Below are 21,898 nucleotides of genomic sequence, written 5' to 3' on the forward strand. Positions count from 1 at the left end.
ACCCATGGACGCTCTTATTCACGATCTCCCCTTCGACCCTGCAGGCATCAAGGGTCTTTCGGAAAAGTTGCTGCGCAGCCACCACCAGAACAACTACAGCGGTGCGGTCAAGCGACTCAATGCCATCCGCGGCCGGCTGCGGGAGATGCCTTTCGCGACGGCCACCGGTTTCGAGCTGAATGGACTCAAGCGCGAGGAACTTATCGCCACGAACTCGATGCTGCTGCACGAGCTGTACTTCGACTGCCTCGGTGCCACCAGTGAGCCGTTGGCACCTGCTGCGGTGCTCGCGCTGCAATCGAATTTTGGGAGCGTTGAACGATGGCGTGAGGAGTTCACCGCCATGGGCAAGGCCATGGCCGGCGGCTCCGGCTGGGTGCTGCTGATATTCCAGCCGCGAGAAGGAACCCTGGTGAACCAGTGGGCCGCCGACCACACGCACGCGGTGGCTGGTGGCATCCCCATCCTGGCGCTCGACATGTACGAGCACGCCTATCACCTGGATTTCGGCGCGGCCGCCGGGCAGTATGTGGACGCCTTTATGGAGAACATCAACTGGACGCGAGTGTACGAGCGCTACCAGGCCGCCGTGGAGACCTCAAGCGAACCGTTCGCCGCCACCGCGGACGACCTCGCCGGCGCTCACGTTCTGGACGTCCGCCGGGCCGGTGTCTTCGACCAGGCGGACACCCTCATCCCTGGCGCGGAGTGGCGAGACCCGGCCGAAGTAAACGCCTGGTCCGCGCAGTTGCCCAAGGACAAGCCTGTGATGGTCTATTGCGTGTATGGGCACGAGGTCGGGCGATCCACAGCCATGCGCCTGCGCGCGGCTGGCGTCGATGCCAGATTCCTGAGCGGCGGCATCGACGGCTGGAAAGCCGCCGGCCGGCCGCTCGCGGCAAAGCAAGCCTGAGGAGTGATTGCCAGCAGAAATGCGCGTTGCCGGTTGCACGCGTGAGCGTTCAAGGAGTTGATCATGCCCAGGCCTTCCGTCGCATTGCTATATCCCGGCGATCGCGCCATGCGGAACCGTGCAGATCCAGCTGAAAGCCGCTTTGCCGCTTTGTTCGAGGCGTTTGCAAGCGCTGGAGTAACCGCCGTCCCGGCCGTGTACAACGACGCCTTCGCCGAGGAGGTGGAGGCGCAGTTGCGCGACTGCCGCCTTGTGCTGACCTGGTGCAACCCCATCGAAGGTGGACGAAGGCGGGATGTTCTGGATGCCATGCTGCGACGGGTTGCCGACTTGGGGGTTGTGGTCAGCGCGCACCCCGAGACCATCCTGAAGCTGGGAACCAAGGACGTCTTGTTCCACACGCGCGATCTCCCGTTCGGCAGCGACGTTTGCCGAATCGAAAGCCCCAAACAGCTTGAGGAGGAATTGCCGGAACGACTCCGCCAGGGTCCACGGGTGCTCAAGCAATACCGGGGGCATAGCGGGATCGGTGTCTGGCGTGTGGAGCTGGTTGGCCCCATTGGCACACCCGCGTGCCTGCGTGTGCGTCACGCCCAGCGTGGCAGCGACGAGGAGCTGATGGAACTTCCGGCGCTCCTGGCAAGACTGGCTCCGTACTTCGAGCCGGCGAATGGTGGACACATGGTCGACCAGGCGTGGCAACCGCGGTTGGCCGAAGGCATGGTTCGGGCCTATCTGGTGGAAGGTCGCGTCGAAGGATTCGGGCTCCAGTCCGTGAATGCGCTCTACCCTGCCGCGCCGGGCGAGCCTGCCCCGCAACCAGGCCCGAGGCTGTACCACGCGGCGAACCTGCAGCAATTCCAGGCGCTGAAGGAACGGCTCGAGACCGGGTGGATCGAATTGTTATGTGCGCGCGTCGGCCTCGCGCGCGAGCAGCTTCCCTTTTTATGGGACTGCGACTTCATGTTCGGCGAACGCCCGGCCGACGCATCGGAGCGCTACGTGCTCTGTGAGATTAACGTCAGCAGCGTAGCCCCGTTCCCGGACTCCGCAATCCAGCCACTGGTTTTGGCTGTGCAACGTCGTCTGGAGCAGATTTGATCCAGGTGATCGCGGCTTCGGCCCTGGCCGGGCTGGCCTGAACGCCACCACGGGCGCCCCGCGCGCCGGGCGCGGTATGCTCAAGCCTTCGTGATGGAACCCTCAGCCGCCCCAGCACCCCGGTCATCAATTCCGCTCCTGGAACGCCTGTTCGGCGACTGGGTGCGCGAAGTGTCGCCCGCCAGCGTGCGTGCCGACGCGATGGCCGGCCTGCTGGGCGCGGTGCTGGTGCTGCCGCAAGGCATTGCCTTCGCGACACTGGCCGGCCTGCCGCCGGCCTACGGCCTGTACACCGCCGTCATTCCCTGCATCATCGCCGCGCTGTTCGGCTCCAGCCGGCATGTCATGTCGGGCCCGACCAACGCCAACTCGCTGGCCTTGTTCGCCATGCTCTCGCCGCTGGCCATGGCCTTCAGCCCGCTGTACATCCAGCTCGCGCTGGCCGTCACCGTGATGGTGGGCGTCATGCAGTGGCTGATAGGCGCGCTGCGCCTGGGTGTGCTGGCCAACTTCATCTCGCCGGCCGTGCTGTTTGGTTTTACCTCGGGCGCCGCGCTGCTGATCGCCGTGCACGCCCTGCCCGATTTGCTGGGCCTGGCCGCCGCGCCGGAGCACAGCGCGGCCGCCGTGCTGGGGCATGTGCTCACCAACCTCACGTCCGCCCAGCCGCTGGCGCTGGGCGTCGCGGCCATCACGCTGGGTGTGGCCCTGCTGCTGCGCCGCCTGCGCCGCAACTGGCCTTATATGCTGGTCGGGTTGGCGGTGGCCACCGCGCTGGCCTGGGTCTGGAGCAGCTGGTTGTACCCTGGTGCCCAGCCCTCGGCCTCGCTGCGCACCGTGGGCCAGATTCCCGTGCCCTGGCCGCGCTTTGAGCTGCCGCGCATCAGCTGGGCCCAGGCCGCCGACCTGGTCGGCCTGGCTTTTGCGCTGACCATCGTCGCCCTGGGCCAGGCGATCTCGATCGCCAAGACGGTGGCGCTGCGCTCCGGCCAGCGCATAGACGCGAATCGCGAGTTCCGCGGCCAGGGCCTGTCCAACATCGTGGGCGGGTTTTTCTCGAGTTATGTGTCCTGCGGTTCCATGAACCGCTCCATGCCCAACCTGGAAGCCGGCGCGTGCACGCCGCTGGCCTCGGTGTTTTCCGCCGTGCTGCTGCTGGCGCTGGTGGCCGTCAGTGCGCCGCTGCTTGCGCAGATCCCCATGGCGGCGCTGGCGGCGCTGCTGGTGCTGGTGGCTTTCGCGCTGCTCGACGCCGCGCGCTGGCGCCAGCTGTTCACCCTGAGCCGCAGCGACTTCGGCGTAGCACTGGCCACCATGGCGGCGACCGTGACCCTAAGGCTGGAAATCGCCATCCTGCTGGGCATGATCTTGTCGCTCATGTCCTTCCTCTATCGCACCTCAAAGCCCGCGATGCGCACCATGGGCTTTGACAGCCGAGGCCTGGACCGCCAGTTCGTGGTGATCGACAACTCGCCCGATGCGGGCCTGGAAACCAAAAAATCGCCGGGCCCTGACGGGCCCGACGAAGCGCCGCGCCAGGTGCTGCCCGAGTGCCCGCAATTGAAGCTGCTGCGCATGGAGGGCGAGGTTTATTTCGGTGCGACCCAGCATGTGGCCGACATCCTGCACGCTCTGCGCACCCAGCCCCAGCCGCAAAAACATCTGCTGGTCATGGGCAAGAGCATGAACTTCATCGACCTGGCCGGCGCCGAGCTCTGGGAGGCCGAACTCGCCGCGCGCCGCGCCATGGGCGGCGACCTGTACTTCCACCGGCCGCGGCCCGAAGTGATACGCATGTGGCGCAAGACCGGCTTTACCAGTGTGCTCGGGTCCGAACACCAGTTCCCCGACAAATTCACCGCGATCGCCACCATCTTCAACAAGCTGGACCCGGACATTTGCCGGCGCTGCACGGCGCGGATATTCTGGGAATGCAAAACCGCGCCCGGTCCCGACACAGCCGCCGCACCCGTAGCCTGAAGCCCATGCCCCAATTCGCCGCCAATCTCAGCTGGATGTACACCGAGCTTCCCATGGCTGAACGTTTCGCCGCCGCCGCGCGCGACGGCTTCACGGGCGTGGAAATCCTCTCGCCCTACGTCTGGGCGCCGGACGAACTCAAGGCCATGCTGCAGCGCCACGGCCAGCAACTGGTGCTGTTCAATGGGCCGCCGGGCGGCGTAGACCCGGCCGGCATCGAAAAAGCCTGGGCCTCTTCGCAAAAAGGCACGGCCTGCCTGCCCGGCCGTGAGGCCGAGTTCCGTGCCGGCATCGCGATCGCGCTGGAGTACGCCCAGGCCCTGGCCTGCCCGCGCATCCATGTGATGGCCGGCGTGTTGCCCGTGGGCGTGGAGCGCGAGGCGGTGCAGCCCACCTATGTGAACAACCTGAGCGAGGCGGCCGCGCTGGCCGCCAGGGTCGGCGTGGAGCTGCTGATAGAGCCCATCAACACCCGCGACATCCCGCGTTTCTTTCTGAACCGGCAGGACCATGCGCACGAAATCATCCGTGAAGTGGGCGCGGCCAACCTCAAGGTGCAGATGGACCTCTACCACTGCCAGGTCGTTGAGGGCGACCTGGCCATGAAGCTGCGCAAATACCTGCCCACCGGCCATGTCGGCCACCTGCAGATCGCCGGCGCGCCGGGCCGCCATGAGCCCGATGTCGGCGAAATCAATTACCCCTATCTGCTGGCGCTGCTCGATGAGCTGGGCTACGGCGGCTGGGTGGGCTGCGAATACAAGCCGCTGCGCGGCGCCCAGGCCAATGCCACAAGCGACGGGCTGGGCTGGCTGAAAAAATTTCGCGAACGCGCCTGAGCGCGTTCGCGCCTACTCAGCACCTGCTCAGCGAGCGCGGCGAAACGTCAAATTGATGCGCTGCCGGCCCAGGCGCGCATGCTCGCCCTCAGTTAGTGGTGCCACGCCGTGGTAGGCCAGCCGCGACGGACCGCCCCACACCGCCACGTCGCCATGCAGCAGGCGGTAGCGCGCGGGTTTGTCGCTGCGCTTCAAGCCGCCGAACAGGAACACCGCCGGCAGACCCAGCGATACCGACACAATGGGCGCGTCCAGCTGGCCCTCGTCCTTGTCCTGGTGCAGCGATAGGCGCGCGCCGGGTTCATAGCGGTTGATCAGGCAGGCGTCCGGACGGAAGTTGCCGAAACCGGCTTGCGCGGCGGCCTTTAAAGCGAGCTCGGAAAAGCATGTCGGCATGGGCGGCCAGGGCTTGCCCGAGAGCGGGTCCCTGGGGTCATAGCGGTAGCCGCTGCGATCGGACACCCAGCCCAGCTCGCCGCAGTTGCTCATCGCGACCGACATGGTGTAGCCGCCCGGCGTGACCAGGTGGCGCAGCGGCGCGGCCGCGGTGACTGCTTCCACGGCTTGCAGCAGGGCTTCATCGACCTCCAGGGCAAAGCCGCGCAGCAGCGCCGCGCCCGGCGCGATGGCCTCGGGCGCGGCATAAGGCGCCGGCGCATCGTCAAAAAGCCCCAGGGTCACACCATCTCCTTGATCGCTTTGCGGCGCGAGCGGCCATCACTCAGCGTCATGAAAAATAATCCCCAGCGTATGCCGGTGGCCGCTGCGCACCGTGCTCACGCCGTGCCGCATGTTGACGCGGTAAAAACCGCGGCTGCCCTGCACAGGCCGGTGGTGCACGGCAAACACCACGGCATCGCCCTGCTGCAAGGGCACTACCTCGGGCCGTGACTGCATGCGCGGGCGCTGTTCGGTCAGCACAAATTCGCCGCCGGTGAAGTCTTCGCCCGGCCGCGACAGCAGCACCGCGACCTGGAGGGGAAACACGTGCTCGCCATACAGGTCCTGATGCAGGCAGTTGTAGTCGCCGGGCCCGTATTGCAAGAGCAGCGGCGTGGGCCGCTGCTGGCCGGCCTGGTGGCAGCGCGCGAGGAAATCGGCATGGTCGTCCGGATAGCGCACGTTTATGCCCATGGCCTGGTTCCAGGCATTGGCCACGCCGACCAGGCGCGGGTAAAGCGTGGCGCGCAGCCGCGCCACGATGTCCGGCAGCGGGTAGCTGAAGTATTGGTATTCGCCCTGGCCGAAGCCGTGGCGCTGCATCAGCACGCGGCTGCGGAAATGGCGCGCGTCGGCATACAGTCCGGCCACGGTTTTGCATTCGCGTGCGCTCAGCAGCTGCGGGAGCACGGCGTTGCCGTGGAGGTCCAGCGCGGCGGTGGTAGTGGCCCAGTCATCCGTGTCAGCGGGCAACAGGGAAAGTGTGCTGGAAAGAGGTGGCATACGGCGGTTCGTGAGGCGATGGAAGAGCCATCGATACCCCCAGGATAAATCCGCCGGCTCGCTTGCGCTCGCCGGATCCGGACATTTCATTGAGCCTTTGTCAGGCCGCCAGCTCAGTCAGGATAGGGCAATCAGGCCGGCTATTGCCCTGGCAGCAGTGCGCCAGGTGGCCCAGGGTCTGCTTCATGGCCTCCATCTCGGCAATGCGGCGCTCCAGGTCGGCCACATGGGCCATTGCGATGCGCTTGACGTCGGCGCTGGCGCGGCGCTTGTTCTGCCAGAGCTTGAGCAGTTCGGCGATCTCGGCCATGCTGAAACCCAGCGCGCGGGCGCGGCGTATGAAGCGCAAGGTGTGCACCTCTTTTTCGCCGTACTGGCGGTAGCCCGCGTCGCTGCGGTGCACCGTGGGCAGCAGGCCCAGCGATTCATAGTGGCGAACCATCTTGGCCGATACGCCGGAACGCGCGGCGGCCTGGCCGATGTTGAGGGGGCCTGTGTTATCAAGGGTTTCAGTCATGGGTGTTTCCTTTCCAGCGGCGCAGCAGCAAGGCATTCATCACCACGCTGGCGCTGCTCAGCGCCATGGCGGCGCCGGCGATCACGGGGCTCAGCAGGCCCAGCGCGGCCAGCGGTATGCCGACCACGTTGTAAACAAAAGCCCAGAACAGGTTCTGGCGTATCTTGGCGTAGGTGCGGCGCGAAATGTCGATCGCGCCGGCCACCAGCGCCGGGTCGCCGCGCATCAGCGTGATGCCGGCCGCGTGCATGGCCACGTCGGTGCCGGTGGACATGGCAATGCCCACGTCGGCCGCAGCCAGGGCCGGCGCGTCGTTGATGCCGTCGCCCACCATGGCCACGCGCCCGCCCTGGGCCTGCACGCCGGCCTTGAGCTGGCCCATGATGGCTGCCTTGTCTTCCGGCAGCACCTGGCTGTGCACCAGGTCTATGCCCAGCTGCCGCGCTACGGTTTCGGCACTGCCGCGGTTGTCGCCGGTCACCAGGGCGGTTTGTATGCCCAGCGCGTGCAGGCGGGCCATGGCCGGCGCGGCGCTGCTTTTGAGCGTGTCGCCAAAGGCCAGCAGCCCCAGCAGCTGGGGCGTGCCCATGACGTCGGCGAGCCAGGACACCGTGCGGCCCTGGGCTTCGAGTTCCCTGGCGCGCGCATCCAGGGCCGCGAAGCTGCCGAGGTCCAGGCCCAGCTCCTGCATAAAGCGCGGGCTGCCTAGCCGCAGTTCGCGACCGGCCACCACGGCGGCCATGCCGCGACCGGCGACGGCGCGCAGCTGTGTTGCAGCGGGGATTTCAAGCTGCTGCTCCATCGCGCGCCGCATGACCGCGCGGGCCAGCGGGTGTTCGCTGCCCGACTGGATGGCGGCGGCCCAGGCCAGCAGTTCCTGCTCCGCGATGCCCTGGGGTTGCAGCGCCACCAGCTCGGGCTTGCCCTCGGTCAATGTGCCGGTTTTGTCAAAGGCCACGACCTTGAGGCTGTGCGCGACTTCCAGCGCCTCGGCGTCCTTGATCAGGATGCCCTGGCGGGCGGCGGCCCCGGTGCCCACCATGATGGCGGTGGGCGTGGCCAGGCCCAGCGCGCAGGGGCAGGCAATCACCAGCACGGCGACGGCGTTCAGGATGGCGGCTTCCCAGTTCTGCGTGGCCAGGCCCCAGCCCAGCAGCGTGACCAGCGCAATGCCTATGACCACCGGCACAAAGACGGCACTGATCTGGTCCACCAGGCGTTGAATCGGCGCTTTTTTGGCCTGGGCCGACTCCACCATGCGCACGATGCGCGCCAGCGTGGACTCCGCGCCTATGGCGGTGGTGCGCACGACGATCAGGCCTTCGGCATTGACCGCGCCGCCGGTCACACGTTCGCCCGCGTGTTTGGCCACGGGCAGGCTTTCGCCGGTGATCAGGGATTCGTCGACCTGGGTGGCGCCTTCGACGATTTCGCCGTCCACCGCGATGCGTTCGCCGGGCCGCACCACCACCAGGTCGCCGAGCTGGATGTCTTGCAGGGCCACATCCTCGTCTTTGCCATCACGCCGCCGGCGCGCGGTGTCGGGGCGCAGTGCCTGCAGTGCGCGGATCGCGGCGGTGGTCTGGTGCTTGGCACGCGCCTCCATCCATTTGCCCAGCAGTACCAGCGTGATGACGACGGCCGAGGCTTCAAAGTACAGATGGGCCATACCGTGGCCGCCGTGGCGCAGCAGCTGGTAGACGCTCAGGCCGTAGGCGGCCGAGGTGCCCAGGGCCACCAGCAGGTCCATATTGCCGGTGCCGGCGCGCAAGGCCTTCCAGCCCGCGCGGTAAAAACGTGCGCCCAGCCAGAATTGCACCGGGGTGGCGATCAGCCATTGCAGCCAGCCATCGAGCATCCACTCCCGGCCGAACAGCGCACCCACCATGGGCAGGGCCAGCGGCGCCGACAAAGCGGCGGCCAGCGCGACAGGCCACCAGGCGGCGGCGGGTTTGTTGGCGCGGCTTTCGCCGGCCGCCGGGATGTCACGCGCCTGATAGCCGGCCTTGGCCACCGCCTCGATCAGCGCGGGCAGCATGGCGGCGCTGCCGGCCACGCTGACTTCCGCGGTTTCGGTCGCGAGGTTGACGCTGGCCGAGAGCACGCCTGGCACCTGCTGGAGCGCTTTTTCCACGCGCGAGACGCAGGAGGCGCAAGTCATGCCCTCTATCCTGAGCCTCAAGGTTTGTTCGGCCACGCTGTAGCCGGCTTTCGCGACGGCGGCCTTCAAGGTATCCATGCCGACATCGCCGCGTGCCTTGACGCTGGCCTGCTCGGTTGCGAAATTGACGCTGACGTCCTGCACGCCGGGGACATCGGCCAGCGAGCGTTCCACGCGCGCCACACAGGACGCGCAGCTCATGCCCTGGACGGGAAACCGCCATTCGGCCAGCGCGGCGGCGGGCGGGATTTTCAGGGAGGAAGTGGTGTTCATGGGAGGCAGTCTGAACCTTACCATCATGGGAGGGTCAAGCCCCGGGGACAATAGCCACAGCCGCGGGGAGGGCTTGGCCGGCCTGGCTGGACTTTGTCCCCGTGGGAAGGTTCAGACTCCTCCCAACCCTTTTAATAACGCCCAAGAGGTTCTATGGAATTCACGATCCCCGCCATGAGCTGCGGCCACTGCGCCAACGCCATCACCAAGGCTGTCAAGGCACTGGATCCAGCCGCGCAGGTCAATGTGGACCTGGCGTCCAAAAAAGTCGTGGTCCAGACCCCCCGGGACCGGCAGGCCGTGGCCGCGGCGCTCGCGCAGGCGGGTTATCCCGTACAGTGAGGCAGCGCCGCGCGGCGGCAAGGCCTTGGGGCGTCGATAGAATGGCCCTTCCTCCACCCTTCAAGCCGCCTAGTGTCCGACCGATTCGCCGTCCTTCCCCAATACCTGTTTCCCAAGCAGGCGCTGACTTCCTTTGCCGGTTTTGTGGCTTCGCGCGAACGCGGCTGGGTCACGACGGAAATCATCCGCCGCTTTGTCGCCAAGTACCGGGTCAACATGGAGGAGGCGCTGAACCCCGACATCGCCAGCTACCTGACCTTCAACGACTTTTTCACGCGCGCGCTCAAGCCCGGCGCGCGGCCGCTCGCCGCGGCCGAGCTGGTGTCGCCGGTGGACGGCGCGATCAGCCAGTTCGGCGCCATCGAGAAAGACCAGATATTCCAGGCCAAGGGCCACCGCTACTCCACCACCGCGCTGGTGGGCGGCGATGCGACGCTGGCCGCGCGCTACCAGGACGGCTACTTCGCCACGCTCTACCTGAGCCCCAGGGACTACCACCGCATCCACATGCCTTGCGACGGCCGGCTGGTGCGCATGGTTTATGTGCCCGGCGAGCTGTTTTCGGTCAACCCCGTCACCGCGCGCGGCGTGCCGGGCCTGTTCGCGCGCAACGAGCGTGTGGTCTGCGTCTTTGAGTCGGCGCGCGGGCCTTTTGTGCTGGTGCTGGTCGGCGCGACGATTGTCGGCAGCATGGCCACGGTGTGGCACGGCGTGGTCAACCCACCGCGCGGCAAGGAAGTGCGGCAGTGGGACTACCCCGACGAGCCGACCTCCGCGATACGCCTGAAGCAAGGCGAGGAAATGGGCCGCTTCCTGTTGGGCTCCACCGTCGTCATGCTGTTTCCCAAGGGGCCGCTGCAATTTAACCCCGAGTGGGCGCCCGGCCGTGAGATCCGGCTGGGCGAGGCCATGGCCTCCTAGCCCTGAGCGGGGGGCGTAAAGCCCAGGCGCTTTAAAAACGCCATGGCCGCGGCAGGCGCCCTTTCCTTGGCGCCGTTGATGAAATACACAAACACGTCGCGCGGCTTTCCCTGCGCCGGGGCTTCTTCCAGCGTTGGCAGGTCCCCGGGCGCACCGCCTGCGGCCCATTGCCTTGCACGTTCAGCCCAGGCGTACAGCGCACCTTCCTCATAGCCGGTCTCCAGGCCTGCCTCGCTCATCATGAGGCGGGCATAGGCAAAGTCGCCCGTGAGGTCGGCGAAGGACGGGAACTTGTCAGCGTCGGTAAACACCGTCGCGACCCTGTAACGGCGCGCCAGCGCGAGGTAGTCGGGCGACATGAAACTTTCATGGCGCACGTCGACCACATGGCGCAGCGCGAGGCCGTCCACCTGTTTGGGCAGCAGCGCCAGAAAGGCCTCGAAATCCCCGGCCTCGAACACCTTGCCGGGCATGAATTGCCAGACGATGGGGCCCAGTTTGCCGCCCAGCTCGCTGATGCCGCTTTCGGTGAAGCGCCGGATGGACTCGCCCGCCTCGGCCAGAACCCGGCGGTTGGTCGCGTAGCGCGAGGCCTTGAGGGAAAACACGAAGTTGTCCGGGGTTTCGTCATGCCATTTTCTGAAGCTGGCCGGCTTGAGCGTGCCGTAATAGGTGCCGTTGACCTCGATGGCGCTCAGCTGGCGGCTGGCGTATTCGAGTTCCCGGCTGTGCGGCAGGCCGGGGGGAAAAAAGCTGCCGCGCCAGGGCTCAAAAGTCCAGCCGCCCACGCCAGCGCGTATGCGGGCATCGGCGGTGGAAGGCGCGGCGGAAGATGGCGCTTGCGCGCGGCTGGTGGGTGTCATGGCGGCTCCGTGGCGTACTTGTCTGGTCTCTCGTCCAAATAGAGGAGATATCTTTGCCCCCGCCGGCCGCCGGCGCTGTAGGTTGAATTCTCCAATTGCGGGTCTTCCATTAGAGCCTGTCTACGATCTAAAAGGGGCCGCGTTGGGGTGCAATCGGGATGAGTGGGCCGACCGGGAACGCCGCATGGGCTAATGCCCATGCAAGGGCCTGGGTGGCTCAATCGCCCGATTTCACCCCAACCCGGAGGGCAAGTGCCTTTTCGGGCGGTCTGCGGCGTTGCGGCGCTAGCCCATAGGTGAACTATGGGCGTCGCACCGCGCCTTGCATCCCATCCCGAAAAGGCGCTTGCGCGGCCCCTTTTAGATCGTAGACAGGCTCTATGTGGCGTGGTCTGTGCCGGAAGCGTACAGTAGCAGCTGCCGCAGCAAAACGCTGTCCTAAAAAGCCGACATTTTTCTCCCGGAGCCTTTCCCATGAACGCCCCATTGCACCGCGAAATTCCCGCCAGCATCCTCAATGCCGCCCAGGCCCTGTCCCAGGTCACGGCCCAGTGGGACGGCGACATCGTCAAACAGATCACCGACTACATTTCCATCCCCGCCAAGTCCCCCACTTTCGATAGCGACTGGGCGCAGCACGGTTTCATTGACACCGTCATGCGCAATGCGGCAGCCTGGGTCGAGGCGCAGAAGGTCGAAGGCCTCAAGCTGGAGATCGTGCGCATCGAAGGCCGCACGCCGGTGCTGTTCTTTGAGATCCCGGCCACACGCGCCGATTCCACACAAACCGTGCTGATGTACGGCCACCTCGACAAGCAGCCCGAATTCACCGGCTGGCGCAATGACCTGAGCCCCTGGACCGCCAAGTATGAGGACGGCAAGCTCTACGGCCGCGGCGCCGCCGACGACGGCTACGCCGTCTATGCCAGCATTGCCGCGGTGCAGGCTCTCAAGGCGCAGAACGTCCCGCATCCGCGCATCGTCGGCCTGATCGAAACCTGCGAGGAAAGTGGCTCCTACGACCTGCTGCCCTACGTCAACGCGCTGCGCGAGCGGCTGGGCGAAGTCGCGCTGGTGGTGTGCCTGGATTCCGGCGCCGGCAACTACGACCAACTGTGGCTGACCACCAGCCTGCGCGGCAACGCGGCCGGTGTGCTTAAGGTGGAAATCCTCACCGAAGGCGTGCACTCCGGCGACGCCAGCGGCCTGGTGCCCTCGAGCTTTCGCATCATGCGCCAGGTGCTGGACCGCCTCGAGGACAGCAAGACTGGGCGCCTGCTGCCGCAGAGCTTTCACTGCGAAATCCCGGCCGATCGCCTGGCCCAGGCGCAGGCCACCGCCAAAATCCTCGGTGACGAAATCTACAAGCGTTTTCCGTGGGCGCATTACGACTGCGAAGGCTCCAGTACCTTTGCCTTGCCCACCACCACCGACCCGGTCGAAGCCCTGCTCAACCGCACCTGGCGCCCCACACTGAGCGTGACCGGCGCCGAAGGCTTTCCGGCGCTCAAGGACGCTGGCAATGTGCTGCGCCCCTACACCGCCTTCAAGCTCTCGCTGCGGTTTCCGCCGCTGATCGATGCCGGCGCGGCGGTGCAGGAACTCAAGGCCCTGCTCGAAGACAACGCGCCCTACCAGGCCAAAGTCACCTTTGAAAGCAATGGCGGGGCCACTGGCTGGAACGCGCCCAGCACGGTGTCCTGGTTCGAGAACGCGCTCAACGACGCATCGCAAAGCTTTTTTGGCGCGCCCTGCGGCACCATAGGCCAGGGCGGCACCATTCCGCTGATGAACATGCTGAGCAAGGGCTTTCCCAAGGCGCAGATGATGGTCTGCGGCGTGCTGGGCCCCAAGAGCAACGCCCACGGCCCCAACGAGTTTCTGAACGTGCCCTACGCCAAGAAGCTGACCGCCGCGGTCGCGCACGTCATGGCCCGCGTCCCCGGTTGATTCGGGTGCGGCGCCCTTTTCCTTCGCATCGCGGCCTGCCGCGCGCGCTTGCCACAGGCCAGGCTTTCGCCGCCGCATGCATTCGACCATCCTAGCCCCCTTCACCGCCCGCGATGGCGAGAACCTGGCCTTGTACGAGTGGCCGCTGGACGCCTGGGCCGACGAAATGGGCCCACACGCGCCGCCGCCGCGCGCCGTCGTGCTGCTGGTGCACGGCCTGGGCGAACACGCCCTGCGCTACGACCATGTCGCGCGCCAATTGATGGAATGGGGTTTTGCCGTGCGCGCTTACGACCAGCGCGGCCACGGCGAGTCCGGCGGCGCGCGCGGCGTGCTGCCCGCTGACAGCACCTTGCTCGAGGACTTGGCCGAGGTGGTCGACGACACGCGGCTGCGCTGCATGCGCCTGCTGAAGGAGTCTCCCTCGCACCATGCGTCGGCCGAGTCCGACCATATCCCGCTGGTACTGCTGGGCCATAGCCTGGGCGGCCTGGTGGTGAGCCGTTTTGTCTCGCTGGGCATACGTCCCGTCGAAGGCCTGGTGATGTCTTCGCCGGCGCTGGATGCGGGCCTCAATCCCCTGCAGAAACTGCTGCTGGCCTTCATGCCCAGGCTGGCCCCCGACTTTTGCGTGGGCAACGGCCTGGACCCGCACTATCTTTCGCACGACCCGGAAGTGGTCAGGAAATACCTGGCCGACAAGCTGGTGCACAACAGGATTTCGCCCCGGCTGGGCAAGTTCATCGCGACGGCCGGCCCCGCCACGATAGCGGCCGCCGCCCAGTGGCGCACGCCCACACTGCTGATGTATGCGGGCGCGGACCGCCTGGTTGACCCGGCGGGTAGCCGCGCTTTCGCGGAAAGCGCCGCGAGTTCACGCGCCGTCAAGCCCGGCACGGTGACCGCGCGCTGCTTTGAGGGCCTCTACCACGAGATCTTCAACGAAATCGACTCGGCGCCGGTGTTCGACACGCTCAAGGCCTGGCTGGACGCGCGTTTCTAGGCTTGCGCCAACTCAAAAAAATCAGCGGGCCTGCTTCAGCAGGCCGCCCAGCATGCCCATCAGGTCCTCGCCGCTGCCCAGGCCTTGCTCGGGCGCCTGGCCTTCGGGCGTCAGGTGGTTGATCAGGCCCGGCAGGATGTGGGAAAGCTGGCTGGCGGCATCGCCGGGATCCAGCCCCAGCTTTGCGGCGATGTCGGATACGGTGCCGGCGCCCAGCGCGCTGGTGACCTGGTCGCCGGAGACGGGTTGGTTGGCCCCGCTGCCTATCCATGACTGGATGGCGTCGCCCAGGCCGGCTTGTTCGAACTTGCTGACCAGCCCACCCAGGCCGCCCTGGCCGCCGTTGTTGGCCAGCATGTCCGTGGCGACCTGGATCAGCTGCGGATTGCTGGCCAGCATGCCGATGAGGCCGCCCAGGCCCGCGCCGGCCTGGCCTTGCTGGCCGTTGTTGTTGAGGACGCTGCCCAGGACTGAATCAAGCAAACCCATGACGAACTCCTCAAGTGAGGTGAAATAAAAACGGGAGAAAACGGGTGACACAACCGTGGAAGGCTTCAGGCATTCTGTTCCCTGCGCCGGCCCAGTGCAAGCCAGGCCAGCAAGGCGCCGGTCAGGCCCAGCGGCAGCAGCGAACCGAGGTTGAGCAAAGCCCAGCCCTGGGTTGTGACCAGCACGCCGGAAGCCAGCGAAGAAACCGCCAGCACGGCAAAAATGCAGAAATTGAGCGCACCCTGCGCCTTGTCTTTTTCTTCGGGGCGGTAGGCCGTGAGCGCCAGCGTGGTGGCGCCGGTGAACAGGAAGTTCCAGCCCAGCCCCAGCAGGAAAAGCGCCCCCAGGAACTGCTTGAGGTCCACGCCCGAGAGTGCGATCAGCACGCACAGCACGTTGAGCAGCAGGCCCGCCGCCATGATGGGCAGGGTGCCGAAGCGGCGTATCAGGTGGCCGGTGAAAAAGCCCGGCGCGAACATGCCGATCACATGCCACTCCAGCACCAGCGCGACGCTGGAAAACGGCAGGCCGCAGACCTGCATGGCGATGGGCGTGGCGGCCATCAGCAAATTCATCACGCCAAAACCCAGGGCGCCGGCGGCCGCGGCCACGATAAAGACCGGTTGGCGCATGATTTCAGAAAGCGGACGCCCTCCCCGGGCCGCATGTGCCTCGGGCGGCGGCGGGAACCGGATGAAGGCCAGCAAGGCCATGGACAGCAGCGCCACGCCGGCCAGCGCCAGGTAGGCGCCGGCGAAGGGCACGGCGGTCAGTTCCCGCGTATGTGCCGCGAGGTTGGGCCCGGCGACGGCGCCCAGCAGGCCGCCGGCCATGACCAGCGAAATCGCTTTTTCGCGAAAGGCCGGCAGGGCCAGCTCGGCCGCGGCGAAGCGGTAGAGCTGCGCGTTGGCGCTGTAGTAGCCGGCCACCACCGTGGCCGTCACCAGCAGCCAGAAGTTGCGGCTGTAGGCCGCATAGCAGCACAGCAGGGCCGAGGCCACGGCCACCAGCAGGCCCAGCTGGAAAGAGGTCTTGCGCCCGAAGCGCGATTGCGTGCGCGCCACCACCGCGGTCGACAGCGCACCGCCCACCACATACCCCATGACGGGCAGGGTGGCCATCCAGCCCAGCGGCGCCAGGTTCAGGCCGACCAGGCCGTTGATGGCGATGAAGGTGACGTTGTTGGTCAGGAACAGGCCCTGGCAGACGGCCAGCAGCCAGAGGTTGCGGTTCATGCGGCGGCACCCAGCGTCAGCAGCGAGAGGCAGGCCAGCGGCGCGGTTTCGGCCCGCAGCACACGCGGGCCCAGCGTGACGGGGCTGAAGCCGCCGGCGATGGCCGCGGCCTCTTCGGCGGGGCTCAGGCCGCCCTCGGGGCCGCTCAAAAACGTCAGCGCGCCGTTGCCCGGCACTGCCTGGGCCAGCGGGCGGCTGCCCTCGCGCAGCGACAGCAGCATGCGGCTGCCATCCGCGGCCGCGTTCCCGGTGCCCTTGAGCCAGTCGGCCAGGCTGGCGACCTCGTGGATCAGCGGGATGCGGCTGCGGCCGCACTGTTCGCAGGCGGCGATGGCCACGCCGCGCCAGTGCGAGATTTTTTTGTCGGCGCGCTCGCCCTTCAGGCGCAGCACGCTGCGCTCGCTCATCAGGGGCTGGATGCTGGCCGCGCCCAGCTCGGCGGCTTTTTCCACCAGCCAGTCCATGCGCTCGTTGGCCGGCATGCCGACCGCCAGGTGGATGGCGCGGCCGGCCTCGCGCGAAGTCGCTGTGTACGCGCCAATGGTGACCTCGACCTCGCTGCGGCCCATGCGCGCGACCGTGGCGCCAAACTCCCCTTCGCTGCCGGGCAGGCCGTCGCCCCGGCCGTTGAACAGCGAGAGGGCATCCCCGGGCTGCAGCCGCAGGACCTGCACGTGGCGGGCGGCGTCCGGCGGCAGCTGGACTGTCGTGCCCGGCACCAGCGCGATGTCGGCGTAGAAACGGGCATTCATGGCATGGCCTTAAAACGTGTAGCCCACGCGGGTCTCATTGCCTTCGATCTCGTCGAGCAGCACCATCAGCGGGCCCAGCTGCCGGTAGCGCGCGGCAGTGTTGCGCGCGTATTTGATGAAGCGCGGGGTGTCGGCCAGGTATTTGGGCTTGCCGTCGCGCAGCGTGAGGCGTGCGAAAATACCCAGAATTTTGAGATGGCGCTGCAGGCCCATCCATTCGACGGCCCGGTAAAACTCGCCGAAATCGTCACCGACCGGCAAGCCCGCCTTGCGGGCCTTTTGCCAGTAGCGCACGGTGATGTCGAGCACAAAATCCTCTTCCCAGCTCAGAAACGCATCGCGCATCAGGCTGGCGATGTCGTAGGTGATGGGGCCGTAGACCGCGTCCTGGAAGTCAAGCACACCCAGTGGCGGCGCATCAGCGGGCGTTGTGGATACGCCATCCGGAATCATCAGATTGCGCGGCATGAAGTCGCGGTGCACGAACACCCGCGCGCCGTCGAGCGAATTCAGGTTGCTGGCCTTGATCTGCGCGAAGAGGACGTCGAGTTTGTCCTGCAGGCCGGTGTCTAGCGCGAGGCCGCGGTGTTTGGCGACGTACCAGTCCGGAAACAGCGAAAGTTCGCGCGACAGCAGTGCGTCGTCATAGGGGGGGAGCACGCCGGGCTGCGACGCGAGTTGCCAGCGAATCAAGGCCTCCACCGCATCCATATACAAGTCATAGTGCGCAGGCGTCGGGCTGGCAACGGCCTCAACTGCGGCGGGTGGGGCGATCACTTCCATCATGGTCCGCGCGCCCAGGTCGCTCAGCAACATAAAGCCCAGGGATTCGTCCCATGCCAGCACGCGCGGCGCGTTCAGGCCTGCGCCGGCCATCAGGCCTGCGACCTTGACAAAGGGCTTGCAGTCCTCCTGCGCGGGCGGCGCATCCATGATGATGCAGCTGCCTTCGCCCGACGCGGCGTCCACCCTGAAATAACGGCGAAAGCTCGCGTCGGCGGAGGCCGGCCTCAATGTGTTGGCTTGCAGGTGGTGCTGGCGGGCCGTGGCGGCCAGCCAGTGCTCGAAGGCGGCGGCGCGTGCGGGATCGGCCCAGGCGATGGATGGTGCGGTCATGCTTGCGAAGCCTTCGCCGGGCGCGCGGCCGGGCTCGGGTTCGGCATTGTGGGGAGGGGATGGAGGGTCATGGATAATCAGGCCTGATTTTACAAACGGGTTTATCTCACATAAACGATGCGCCGCGCATCCCCCTCGCCTTTTATTCTCTCCCCGGTAGCTCTTGCTGTCTCCAGGCTGGCTGTGTTTTGCGCCACGCTGGGGATGACTGTTGCCGGGACGGCGCACGCCCAGGCGGCGCCGGAGGCACCGCGAGGCGCGTCCGCCGCCGCGACGGCGGAGCCGGTGGAATCCGGGGGCGGGCTCAAGCTCAAGCCCTCGCCCAAGCTGGCCGAGGAAGTCTCCAACGACCCGGAGAACCGGGGCCCGACCTTTGTCTTCGGCGACCGTATTTCGGGCCGCCCCGACCTGGAGACGGTGATCGACGGCAATGCGGAGCTGCGCCGCGGGGCCACCTCTATCCGTGCCGACCGCATTGAGTATTACCAGCCTGACGACCAGCTCAAAAGCCGCGGCAATGTCCGTATCAACCGGGCCGGCAACCGCTTTGACGGCCCGGAGCTGGAACTCAAGCTGGACCGGTTCGAGGGCTTTTTCACCACTCCCGGCTACCGTTTCCTGAGTAATGGCGGCAACGGCCGGGCGCAGCGGGTCGACTTCCTCGATGAAAACCACCTGACGGCCCAACGCGCCAGCTACACCACCTGCGAGCGCGGCGATGAAGCGAGCTGGGAGCCGGCCTGGGTGCTGCGCGCCAGCAGCTTCGAGTTCGACCTGGAGACCGAGGTCGGCGTGGCTCGGGGGGCCGTCGTCCGCTTCAAGGACGTGCCCATCCTGGCTTTTCCCAAGTTCAGTTTTCCACTCAGCGACAAGCGCAAGTCGGGGCTGCTGCCGCCCAGCATCAGCATGGGCTCGACCGACGGCTTTGAGTTGCGCCAGCCTTATTACTTCGACATCGCGCCGAATCGGGACGCGACCTTTTCCCCGGCGATCATGACCAAGCGCGGCGTAGACCTGGCCGGCGAGTTCCGTTACCTGGAGCCCAGCTACCGGGGCGAGCTGCGCGCCAACTATCTGCCGAATGACAAACTGCGGGACCGGGATCGCTGGTCCTACGGCTACCAGCACACCGGGGTCATTAACACCGGGCTGTCCTCCGTCGGTGCCCTCGGCCTCAACCTCAACCTGAACCGTGTCAGCGACAACGATTACTGGCGCGATTTCCCGGCACGCTCCGGTTACACCACCCAGCGGCTGTTGTCCCAGGATGCCACCCTGTCCTGGAGTCGGGGCTTCTTCTATACCAGCCTGCGTACCCTGAAATGGCAGACGCTGCAGGACGTGACCTCGCCCATCGTCCCTCCCTACGACCGGCTTCCGCAATTGACCGCCAGCTACACCCGGGTGGATGCCCCGCTGGGCGGCCTGGGCAAGGGCTTTGACTGGTCCATCGAGGGCGATTACACGCGGTTTTCCGCGGACCGGACCCTGACGAACCAGCCCAACAGCAACCGGGCCTACACCAAGCTGCAGGTCAGCCGCCCCTGGCTGTCGTCGTCCGGCTTCATCACGCCCAAGGTGCAGCTGCACGCTACCAGCTACCAGTTCGACGCGCCGCTGATCACCGACGGCGCGCGATCGGCCTCGCGTGTCGTCCCGACCTTCAGCCTGGACAGCGGCCTGCAGTTTGAGCGCGAGGCGAGTTTCCTGGGCCGAAATTTCACCCAAACGCTGGAGCCGCGGGCCTTTTATGTGCGCACGCCCTTTCGCGACCAGAGCCGGCTGCCGAACTACGATTCCGGCCTCAACGACTTCAATTTCGCGACGGTGTTCACCGAAAACGCCTTTGTCGGCAATGACCGCATTTCCGACGCGAACCTGCTGACACTGGGCGTGACTTCGCGCCTGCTGGACCCGGCGACCGGCGCCGAGGCCGTGCGCGTGGGCATCGCGCAGCGCCTGCGCTTCGAGGACCAGCGCGTGACCTTGCCCGGCGCGCTGCCCGTCACCGACCGCATCAGCGACATTCTGGTCGGCGCGTCCGTCAACTGGGTGCCGCAGTGGTCTTTCGACAGCACGGTGCAGTACAACCCCAAGACCCGGCAGTCCGAGCGCGCCTCTTTCGGCGTGCGCTACAACCCGAGCAACTACCGCGTCATCAGCGCCGCGTTCCGGCGCCAGCGCAATGTCAGCGAGCAGATCGACGTGGGCTGGCAATGGCCCATCAACGACCTGTGGGGCGACAGGGGCAAGGACCTGGGTGCCGGGCAGGGCCAGGGCGGCGGGCGCTACTACGCGGTCGGACGGCTCAATTACAGCGTGCTGGATAAGCGGCTGGTCGATTCCATCATCGGCGTCGAATACGATGGCTGCTGCTGGATAGGCCGCGTCGTGTTGCAGCGATCGCAGACCGGCACGGGTACTTCGGACACCCGGATCATGTTCCAGCTGGAGCTGGTGGGTTTCTCCCGCATAGGCGCCAACCCCCTGGAAACCCTCAAATCAAATGTCCCGCGCTACCAGTACCTGCGTGAGAAAATCGAGGCTCCAAGCCGCTTTACCACTTATGACTAATCACCGCTTTGTTCCAGAATTTTTCTCGGGCCTGCCGCACCTCGCCGGAACGGCGCTCGCGCTCGCCATGCTGTTGACGGCACAGGCGCATGCACAGGGGCTCAAGCCTTCCGCGCCGCTGCGCCTGTCGTCCGATCCGGTCGCGCGGCCCCCGGCCGGTCAGCGCCAGGCCGATTTCATCGTCGCGGTGGTCAATTCCGAGCCCATTACCAATAGCGAGGTCCGCCTCAAACTGGTCCGCACCGAGCAGCAAATCCTGCAGCAGGGCACGGCGCTGCCGCCGCGCAGCGAATTGGTGGTGCAGGTCCTGGAGCGCATGATCAGCGACAAGGCGCAGCTGCAACTGGCGCGCGCGTCCGGTGTCCGGATCGACGAAAGCGCCATCCAGGCCGCGGTCCAGAGCGTCGCGAGCCAGAACCAGATCAGCGTGGACGAGCTGCGCAGCCGCCTGAAAGCGGACGGCATCGACTACGCGCAGTTCCGCTCCGAGGTACGTGACGAGCTCCTGGTGGGCCGCCTGCGCCAACGCGAACTCGAGTCACGCGTCAGCGTGACCGAGCAGGAGATCGACCAGTTCCTGCGCGACCAGGAAGGCGGCGGCGCCGAGGCTTCCGCCCTGGCCCTCAACCTGGGCGAAATCCTGGTGGCGGTGCCCGAGAACGCCACGCCCGAGCAGGTCGCGGCGCTGCAGGCCCGAGCCCAGCAGGTGGTCGACCGTGCCCGCGCGGGCGGTGATTTCGCCGCGCTGGCCGCCGAATTCTCCGCTTCCGCCACCCGCACGACCGGCGGCCAGATGGGCCTGCGCACCGCGGACCGCTATCCTCCGCTTTTTGTGGACGCCACCAAAAACCTGCAGACCGGCGGCGTGGCGGGCCCGGTGCGAAGCGGCGCGGGCTTTCACATCCTCAAGGTGATTGAAAAGCGCCAGGGCGGCATGCCCGGCGCGACCGTGACCCAGACCCATGCCCGCCACATTCTGCTGCGGCTGAACCCCAAGGTGACGGAAGCCGCCGCGACCGAAAAACTTGCTGAATTCAAAAAGCGCATCCAGGCCGGGCAAGCCGATTTTGCGGCCCTCGCTCGCGAGAACAGCGATGACGGCTCGGCCAAGGAAGGCGGCGACCTGGGCTGGGCCAGCCCCGGCATGTTTGTGCCCGAGTTCGAAAAAGTCATGAACAGCCTGGCACCCAACCAGGTGTCCGATCCGCTGGTGTCGCGTTTCGGCGTGCACATCATCCAGGTGCTGGAGCGCCGTGACACCCAGCTCTCGCAGCGCGACCAGCGCGAGATCGCGCGCAACGTGTTGCGCGAGAAGAAACAGAACGAAGCCTACGCACTCTGGGCCCAGGAGGTCCGCGGCCGCGCGTATGTGGAGTACCGTGAACCGCCGCAGTGAGATGGCCCCCACGGTCGCTCACTGCGTGTA

Annotated in this window: 19 protein-coding genes; 10 read left to right on the forward strand and 9 right to left on the reverse strand. The window is 66.6% G+C overall.

All coding sequences use genetic code 11. From position 1 onward, the window contains the following. The first annotated feature begins 4 nt into the window (after window positions 1-4). From BLQ85_RS22500 to otnI, 4 genes are all read left to right on the forward strand, one after another. Window positions 5-913, forward strand: coding sequence for a Fe-Mn family superoxide dismutase (locus tag BLQ85_RS22500; protein WP_074580197.1), 909 nt, complete (start codon window positions 5-7; stop codon window positions 911-913). 63 nt (window positions 914-976) lie between these two features. Beyond that, on the forward strand, window positions 977-2,014 hold the full coding sequence (locus BLQ85_RS22505; RefSeq protein WP_074580238.1) for a Cj0069 family protein: 1,038 nt from the start codon (window positions 977-979) through the stop codon (window positions 2,012-2,014). Between the two features lie 93 nt (window positions 2,015-2,107). Then, the gene (locus BLQ85_RS22510; protein WP_074580198.1) at window positions 2,108-3,994 is read left to right on the forward strand and encodes a SulP family inorganic anion transporter; all 1,887 of its coding nucleotides are present in this window, start codon (window positions 2,108-2,110) and stop codon (window positions 3,992-3,994) included. Window positions 3,995-3,999: 5 nt separating this feature from the next. Then, on the forward strand, window positions 4,000-4,833 hold the full coding sequence (otnI, locus tag BLQ85_RS22515) for a 2-oxo-tetronate isomerase (protein ID WP_074580199.1): 834 nt from the start codon (window positions 4,000-4,002) through the stop codon (window positions 4,831-4,833). A gap of 27 nt (window positions 4,834-4,860) precedes the next feature. Here otnI and alkB read toward each other — a convergent pair whose 3' ends face one another. From alkB to BLQ85_RS22535, 4 genes are all read right to left on the reverse strand, one after another. Beyond that, a complete protein-coding gene (gene alkB / locus BLQ85_RS22520) occupies window positions 4,861-5,514 on the reverse strand; it encodes a DNA oxidative demethylase AlkB (RefSeq protein ID WP_074580200.1) in 654 nt (217 codons plus the stop codon). 36 nt (window positions 5,515-5,550) lie between these two features. Continuing rightward, window positions 5,551-6,276 carry a 2OG-Fe(II) oxygenase gene (locus BLQ85_RS22525; RefSeq protein ID WP_074580201.1) on the reverse strand — a complete coding sequence of 242 codons (726 nt, stop codon included), beginning with the start codon at window positions 6,274-6,276 and terminating at the stop codon, window positions 5,551-5,553. 100 nt (window positions 6,277-6,376) lie between these two features. Continuing rightward, complete coding sequence (cueR, locus tag BLQ85_RS22530) at window positions 6,377-6,793, reverse strand: Cu(I)-responsive transcriptional regulator (protein WP_074580202.1); 417 nt, start codon at window positions 6,791-6,793, stop codon at window positions 6,377-6,379. After that, the gene (locus tag BLQ85_RS22535; protein ID WP_074580203.1) at window positions 6,786-9,227 is read right to left on the reverse strand and encodes a heavy metal translocating P-type ATPase; all 2,442 of its coding nucleotides are present in this window, start codon (window positions 9,225-9,227) and stop codon (window positions 6,786-6,788) included. Before BLQ85_RS22535 ends, cueR begins: the two co-directional genes overlap by 8 nt. Before the next feature lie 153 nt (window positions 9,228-9,380). On the opposite strand from BLQ85_RS22535, the gene BLQ85_RS22540 reads away from it, so the two are divergent. Both BLQ85_RS22540 and asd read left to right on the forward strand, forming a co-directional pair. Next, a complete protein-coding gene (locus tag BLQ85_RS22540; protein ID WP_074580204.1) occupies window positions 9,381-9,569 on the forward strand; it encodes a heavy-metal-associated domain-containing protein in 189 nt (62 codons plus the stop codon). A gap of 72 nt (window positions 9,570-9,641) precedes the next feature. After that, window positions 9,642-10,490, forward strand: coding sequence for an archaetidylserine decarboxylase (asd, locus tag BLQ85_RS22545; RefSeq protein ID WP_074580205.1), 849 nt, complete (start codon window positions 9,642-9,644; stop codon window positions 10,488-10,490). Here asd and BLQ85_RS22550 read toward each other — a convergent pair. Further along, window positions 10,487-11,353, reverse strand: a complete 867-nt coding sequence (locus BLQ85_RS22550; protein ID WP_074580206.1) for a DUF72 domain-containing protein — start codon at window positions 11,351-11,353, stop codon at window positions 10,487-10,489. The two genes, asd and BLQ85_RS22550, sit on opposite strands and share 4 nt — an antisense overlap. Before the next feature lie 474 nt (window positions 11,354-11,827). On the opposite strand from BLQ85_RS22550, the gene BLQ85_RS22555 reads away from it, so the two are divergent. Together BLQ85_RS22555 and BLQ85_RS22560 are read left to right on the forward strand one after the other, a co-directional pair. Further along, complete coding sequence (locus BLQ85_RS22555; protein ID WP_074580207.1) at window positions 11,828-13,303, forward strand: M20 family metallopeptidase; 1,476 nt, start codon at window positions 11,828-11,830, stop codon at window positions 13,301-13,303. Window positions 13,304-13,379: 76 nt separating this feature from the next. Beyond that, the gene (locus tag BLQ85_RS22560) at window positions 13,380-14,306 is read left to right on the forward strand and encodes an alpha/beta hydrolase (protein ID WP_074580208.1); all 927 of its coding nucleotides are present in this window, start codon (window positions 13,380-13,382) and stop codon (window positions 14,304-14,306) included. Between the two features lie 21 nt (window positions 14,307-14,327). On the opposite strand, the gene BLQ85_RS22565 is transcribed toward BLQ85_RS22560, so the two are convergent. The 4 genes from BLQ85_RS22565 to BLQ85_RS22580 all read right to left on the reverse strand — a co-directional run bounded on the left by BLQ85_RS22565 (window position 14,328) and on the right by BLQ85_RS22580 (window position 17,898). Continuing rightward, window positions 14,328-14,795, reverse strand: a complete 468-nt coding sequence (locus BLQ85_RS22565) for a YidB family protein (RefSeq protein ID WP_074580209.1) — start codon at window positions 14,793-14,795, stop codon at window positions 14,328-14,330. 65 nt (window positions 14,796-14,860) lie between these two features. After that, complete coding sequence (locus BLQ85_RS22570; protein ID WP_074580210.1) at window positions 14,861-16,030, reverse strand: MFS transporter; 1,170 nt, start codon at window positions 16,028-16,030, stop codon at window positions 14,861-14,863. Next, window positions 16,027-16,782, reverse strand: coding sequence for a 16S rRNA (uracil(1498)-N(3))-methyltransferase (locus tag BLQ85_RS22575; protein WP_074580211.1), 756 nt, complete (start codon window positions 16,780-16,782; stop codon window positions 16,027-16,029). The genes BLQ85_RS22570 and BLQ85_RS22575 overlap by 4 nt, the downstream gene beginning before the upstream one ends. Window positions 16,783-16,791: 9 nt before the next feature. Further along, window positions 16,792-17,898, reverse strand: a complete 1,107-nt coding sequence (locus BLQ85_RS22580; RefSeq protein WP_074580212.1) for an aminoglycoside phosphotransferase family protein — start codon at window positions 17,896-17,898, stop codon at window positions 16,792-16,794. 117 nt (window positions 17,899-18,015) lie between these two features. Between BLQ85_RS22580 and BLQ85_RS22585 the strand changes: the two genes are divergently transcribed. Next, window positions 18,016-20,472, forward strand: a complete 2,457-nt coding sequence (locus BLQ85_RS22585; protein WP_074580213.1) for an LPS-assembly protein LptD — start codon at window positions 18,016-18,018, stop codon at window positions 20,470-20,472. After that, window positions 20,465-21,868, forward strand: coding sequence for a peptidylprolyl isomerase (locus BLQ85_RS22590; RefSeq protein WP_074580214.1), 1,404 nt, complete (start codon window positions 20,465-20,467; stop codon window positions 21,866-21,868). The genes BLQ85_RS22585 and BLQ85_RS22590 overlap by 8 nt, the downstream gene beginning before the upstream one ends. The last annotated feature ends 30 nt before the right edge of the window (window positions 21,869-21,898 follow it).

This window comes from Polaromonas sp. JS666 (assembly GCF_900103405.1).
GTDB lineage: Bacteria > Pseudomonadota > Gammaproteobacteria > Burkholderiales > Burkholderiaceae_C > Polaromonas.